Annotated in this window: 5 protein-coding genes; 4 read left to right on the plus strand and 1 reads right to left on the minus strand. The window is 62.8% G+C overall.

Going from position 1 to position 5,357, the window contains the following annotated elements; genetic code table 11:
- The first annotated feature begins 29 nt into the window (after window positions 1-29).
- On the plus strand, window positions 30-461 hold the full coding sequence (rplK, locus tag B3C64_RS01990) for a 50S ribosomal protein L11 (RefSeq protein ID WP_003807772.1): 432 nt from the start codon (window positions 30-32) through the stop codon (window positions 459-461).
- A 14-nt stretch (window positions 462-475) separates the two neighbouring features.
- Window positions 476-1,168 (plus strand): 50S ribosomal protein L1, encoded by a 693-nt coding sequence (gene rplA / locus B3C64_RS01995; protein WP_291533355.1) that lies wholly within the window; start codon window positions 476-478, stop codon window positions 1,166-1,168.
- Window positions 1,169-1,305: 137 nt separating this feature from the next.
- On the opposite strand, the gene B3C64_RS02000 is transcribed toward rplA, so the two are convergent.
- Entirely contained in the window at window positions 1,306-2,085 is a 780-nt protein-coding gene (locus B3C64_RS02000) for a helix-turn-helix domain-containing protein (protein ID WP_291533356.1), read from the minus strand.
- A gap of 145 nt (window positions 2,086-2,230) precedes the next feature.
- Between B3C64_RS02000 and B3C64_RS02005 the strand changes: the two genes are divergently transcribed.
- Window positions 2,231-4,291: a DUF6020 family protein gene (locus B3C64_RS02005; protein ID WP_291533358.1), complete on the plus strand. Its 2,061-nt coding sequence runs from the start codon at window positions 2,231-2,233 to the stop codon at window positions 4,289-4,291.
- Between the two features lie 88 nt (window positions 4,292-4,379).
- Window positions 4,380-5,342, plus strand: coding sequence for a biotin--[acetyl-CoA-carboxylase] ligase (locus tag B3C64_RS02010; RefSeq protein ID WP_291533359.1), 963 nt, complete (start codon window positions 4,380-4,382; stop codon window positions 5,340-5,342).
- Window positions 5,343-5,357 lie beyond the last annotated feature (15 nt).

The following is a 5,357-nucleotide window of genomic DNA, read 5'->3' on the forward strand; positions in this document are numbered from 1 at the left end:
CACCGCTTCACAGAAAGAAGAACCATACAATGGCTCCTAAGAAGAAAGTCTCGGCGCTTCTCAAGCTCCAGATTCAGGCAGGCAAGGCCAACCCGGCTCCGCCGCTGGGCCCGGCACTGGGTTCCCACGGTGTGAACATCATGGACTTCTGCAAGCAGTACAACGCTGCCACGCAGGACAAGATGGGCCAGGTCATCCCTGTCGAGATCACCGTTTACGAAGATCGTTCCTTCACCTTCATCCTGAAGACCCCGCCGGCAGCGGCTCTGCTGAAGAAGGCCGCGGGCATCCAGAAGGGTACCGAAAACCCGCTGACCCACAAGGTCGGCTCCGTCACCAAGGCTCAGGTCCGTGAGATCGCCGAAATCAAGATGGCCGATCTGTCCGCACGCGACGTCGAAGCCGGTATGAAGATCATCGCGGGCACCGCTCGCTCGATGGGCATCACGGTCACCGACTGAGAGGAGAAGGACTAATGGTACAGCGTTCCAAGAAGTATCGCGAAGCGGCTGAGAAGATCGACTTCAACAACCTTTACACCGCCAACGAAGCCATCGCTCTCCTCAAGAGCATGCCTGAGTACAAGTTCGACCAGACCGTTGAGGCCGTTGTGCGCCTGAACGTGGATCCGCGCAAGGCCGACCAGCTGGTCCGCGGTTCCGTGAACCTGCCGAACGGCACCGGTAAGACCGCCAAGGTCCTCGTGTTCGCCCGTGGCCCGAAGGCCACCGAGGCTCTCGAGGCCGGCGCCGACATCGTCGGTGACGACGATCTCGTCGCGAAGGTCGCCAACGGCTTCCTCGACTTCGACTCCGTCGTGGCCACCCCGGACATGATGGGCAAGGTCGGTCGTCTGGGTCGTGTGCTCGGTCCGCGTGGCCTGATGCCGAACCCGAAGACCGGCACCGTGACCATGGACGTCACCAAGGCCATCAAGGACATCAAGGGCGGCAAGGTCGACTTCCGCGTCGACAAGAACGGCAACCTGAGCTTCCTCATCGGCAAGCTCTCCTTCACCGAGCAGGCTCTGGATGAGAACTTCAAGGCCGTGGCCGACGAGATCAAGCGTCTGAAGCCGTCCACCGTGAAGGGCCGTTACGTCACCAAGACGACCATCACCTCCACGATGAACCCGGGCGTCCCGGTCGATCCGGCCGTCATCGCCTGAGATTGAGCCGAACGGTTTGAGATAATCAGGTTTTGACACCGATAAAGGTCCGTATCTGCGTGCACGCAGATACGGACCTTTTTGCATTTCATGACCGTCGGACGCTTCGCTTCGGCGGTCGGTCGTCCGATGCCGTCTCAGCGGTCGCGCATGCGCCCGATCGCCAGCGCGGTGGTGAGCACATACGCGTCGCGCGGATCGGTGGCGTCCCATCCGGTCGTCTCGGCGGCTCGCTTGAGCCGGTACCGCACCGTGTTCGGATGCACGTTCAGCTCCTTCGCGGTGTTCTCCAACGAGTTGCCGTGCTGAAGGAACGTGGACACCGTCAGATACGTCGGATCGTCGGGATTGTCGCCGCGCAGCACTTTGTATACGTTCTGGTACAGTTCCTCGCGCGCATAGTCGTCGCCGAGCAGGGCGCGTTCCGGCAGCAGCTCGTCGGCGCGCAGCGGCCTCGTCGGCGACGGCAGGGCAGGCGCTGCCTGCAAGGAGAACAACGTCTCGCGCAGCGCATGGGAGGCGCCCTGCACGCCCGAACGCACCGGACTCAGATACACCGGCTCATCCTCCTTGAACGCGGGCATGATCGCGGTGCAGGTCACCTCCGGGGTCACCGCGTTCATCTGACGCGCCAGAACCAGCAGGAAATTGCCGTATGTGCCGACCATCACCTGCGTGCCGCCCAGATCGCGCACGGCCTTGCGCGCCGCGAATGATGCCGAAGCCGGATTGGACGCGGGAACGCCGCCGATCGCGAAACAATCGAATGCCCCACGCCAGTCGAGCACGTTCATCAGCGAAACCACCCGCTCGTCCGCCATATTCGTCACCAGACATTCGAAGGCGAGTCTTTCGATGGTCGAATCATCGGTATGACCTGCCAGAAGATCAAGAATGTCTGCGCGTTCGGAATCCATAAGCCCTTAGTCTAGCCGCCGAATCCATGAACCAGGGTTTATCGTGCCGCGCGGCGCCCTTCCTAGGGGTGTGTCCGCCCTTGTACATATCCGGCCGTCCGCTGCAAAGGCCTTGTTCCGCGCGCATTCGGGTAGTGCCGCTATCATGCCGCTTATGAGCGAAGTACACAAAACCGTCGGACGCGGCAGCAAGGCCGTCTCGTTCCTCAGCTGGGCCTTGGGCGTGCTGGCATGCCTATGGCTGGCATGGTGCTGCGCCATCGGGCCGCTGTATTGGTTCGGCACGGGGCTTTCCGATTTCGGATGGCTCAATGTGTTGTACATGGTGGTCGCCTTCGTGGCGTTCTTCGCGATATTGCGGTCGCTGGTCAAATTCGGCCGCGGACGGCGCGTGCTTCCCGAATACTTCCGCTACCGCCGTGAAAGGCTCCGGCATGAGGTGGCCGGAACGCCGACCACGGTGCTGGGCATCATGCTCCGCCATCTTAGCGACGCCATGCGCAGCCGCCCTGGACGCGCGCTCCACGCGGTGGTCATCTGGGTCGGCCGCAAGCTCACGCGGTGCACCGATTCCTGGTGGAAGCTCATGCTCCTGTTCATGGTCGGATGGCTATGGGTGCCGACGACCCTGCTCGCCGCGTTCGGCGCCGACATACGCTCGCAGATCCGTGAGTTCAGCTGGGCGTTGAACCAATGGACCGGCTTGAAACAGCCGTACATCGGATTCTTCTCGTTCGTGCCGATGGACATCTATCCGACCGCGCACTATATGTGGCCGGATTCGCCCACCTACCTGACCGACCAGCACAACATCGTGCTGACGGTGTTCTACGGTGCGGTCGCCGCGGTATCGCGGTTCTTCACCGATTCCAACGACGCGGGCATCGTCGTGCTCGCCGTGCTGCAATGGCTGTTCGCCGCGTTCTGCTGCGCCGCCACCGCGAACCGGTTCTTCAACCTTCCCTGGCGTCGTCTGGGCGTCGGCACGTTCGACTTCTCGCATCCGGAACGCCACGATTGCTGGAACATGCGCGATTTCGCGCACCCCGAGGCCGGCGTGGTGCCGAGGCCGTCGCGGTTGCGCGCCGGAGCGAAGACACGACTGGCGATCATATTGTTCTTCATGGTGTGCCCGCTGGCCGTGTTCTCCACGATTTCGCTGACGAAGTCGCCGCTGTTCGCATTCGCGTTCGTATGGTGGTTCGGCGTGTGGTACGAACTGCACATGACCCACATCAAGGCGATGCCGACGATCAACGGCAAGCCGGTGCGTCTGCGCAAGCGTTCGATCGCGGCGTTCATCATCGCCAGCAGCGTCATGCTCATCAGCGCGAAATACGCGTGGTACATCATCGTGTTCGCCTTCCTGCTCGCGTTGTGCAACGACCGCAAGCGGTGGAAGACCTATCTGGTGACGCTGCTGCTGCCGACCGTGCTCATCCACGGCGGCATCGTCGCGCTGACCAACACGGGCGCGATCATCGGCGGCGATCCGATCGAAAGCCGCGGCATCCAGCTGCAGCAGATCGCGCGCGTGGCCAAGTACAATCCGCAGGGCATCCCCAAGGACGCGCGGAAGAAACTCGACAAGGTGTTCAACCTCGACCAGATGGCCGAATCATACTTCCAACAGGACGCGGACCCGGTGAAATCCTCCGGCATCCAATCCAAGAAGGTGAGCTACAAGTGGCGCACCGTCACCGCGGCGGACATGAAGGACTTCAACAAGGCGTGGCTTGAGATCGTCAAGGCGAATCCGGTGATCGCCCTCGACGCGTTCTTCGCGGAATGCTTCGGCTATTTCAACGTGACCGACCTGCCGTATGTGTCGATGGATTATTACGTGAACAACGACTACGTCCAGGAAGACAACGATTGGATCCATTCGTACAACCACGACTGGCGCGACCGCGTGGCCGGCTTCGCGAAGGGGTGGGGCAACATCCCGGTGCTCGGATGGGTCACGCATGGCAACCTGTACGTCACGTTGACGCTGCTGATTGGCGCGGCGGAGGTGATATTGCGACGGTGGCGGTCGCTGTCGTGGCATCTGCCGCTGCTGCTGCTGATGGGCGTGATGATCACCTCGCCGGCGAACAATTTCGAACGGCACATGCTGCCCGTGGCGTTCGTCTTCGGTTTTCTGTGCCTGCAGTTCTGGCGCGAGTCGAGGAACGCGCGTCTGGCGGCGTCGGCGGCCGAATGACCGGCGTGCCGCAGCCGGTGGCCGCCGACAAGGGCAAGCCGGATGCGGCGGCCAAATATGACGATGATCGATGGAAAGGGGCCTTCCGATGATATTGGATTCCGCGTTGACGATGCCGCGCACCTGCGTCGCGGCCGATTGGGTGGTCACGCTCGACACGGTGGACTCCACCAATACGTATGCGGCGAATCTGGTGCGCGAAGGCCGGATATTCGGCGGAACGGGCTCATTGTGTCCCCGCGCGCAGGGGCGGATCGCGGTGGTGTGCGCCGATGAGCAGACCGCCGGCCGCGGCCGTCTCGACCATCGTTGGTTCAGCGCGCCGGGGGAGTCGTTCATCGTCTCCCTAGCGGTTGACCTGCCCGGTGCGATCGTCCGCGATCCGTCGGTCAACGGCTGGCTGCAGATGATCGCCGGATGCGAGACGCGCAGGGCCGTCATCGACGCGGTGCGGGAGCTCGGCGGCGAACTCCACGCCGACATCGCGTTGAAATGGCCGAACGACGTGTTCGCGGACGGCAGGAAACTCGGCGGGCTGCTCGCCGAAATGGTGCCGCTCGCCGCTTCCGACGGCAATGTTGGGGAATGGCGTGCGGGCGATTCGGCTTCCGGAGTCGCAAACGGTGGATGGAACGAGGCCGACCCGGCATGCGCCGAACGCGTCGCCATCGTCATCGGCATCGGGCTGAACCTCGATGTGCCGGAGGAGCATCTGCCTGTCGAAACGGCCACATCCCTGCAATTGACGGCCTCCGGACTACCCGATGCCGATCGGGTGCGCGATGCGGTCGCCGCGCATCTGATCGAAGGGCTGAAACCGCGTTTCGCCGATTTCGAGGCCGATTCGCACCGTGAGGCCGAACGCGCGCTGGCGGAGACGACGGCGGTGTGCTGGACGTTGGGCAAACGCTGCGAAGCGCATTTCGTGGACGGCTCCACGCTGCGTGGCACGGCGGTGTCGCTGAACGACGACGCCTCGTTGACGATACGCGACGAAAACGGCGGTATGCACGTCGTGCATACCGCCGATGTGGGGGTGCTGGCGAAATAACGGATTGCGCGATGG

The sequence above is a fragment of the Bifidobacterium sp. UBA6881 genome (assembly GCA_002451435.1).
GTDB lineage: Bacteria > Actinomycetota > Actinomycetes > Actinomycetales > Bifidobacteriaceae > Bifidobacterium.

What these genes read in the sequence shown, in the direction of transcription:
- B3C64_RS02005 (WP_291533358.1), top strand. Translation starts at nt 2,231, where the DNA reads ATGCCGCTTATGAGCGAAGTACACAAAACCGTCGGACGCGGCAGCAAG.
- B3C64_RS02010 (WP_291533359.1), top strand. Translation starts at nt 4,380, where the DNA reads ATGATATTGGATTCCGCGTTGACGATGCCGCGCACCTGCGTCGCGGCC.
- rplK (WP_003807772.1), top strand. Translation starts at nt 30, where the DNA reads ATGGCTCCTAAGAAGAAAGTCTCGGCGCTTCTCAAGCTCCAGATTCAG.
- rplA (WP_291533355.1), top strand. Translation starts at nt 476, where the DNA reads ATGGTACAGCGTTCCAAGAAGTATCGCGAAGCGGCTGAGAAGATCGAC.
- B3C64_RS02000 (WP_291533356.1), bottom strand. Translation starts at nt 2,085, where the DNA reads ATGGATTCCGAACGCGCAGACATTCTTGATCTTCTGGCAGGTCATACC.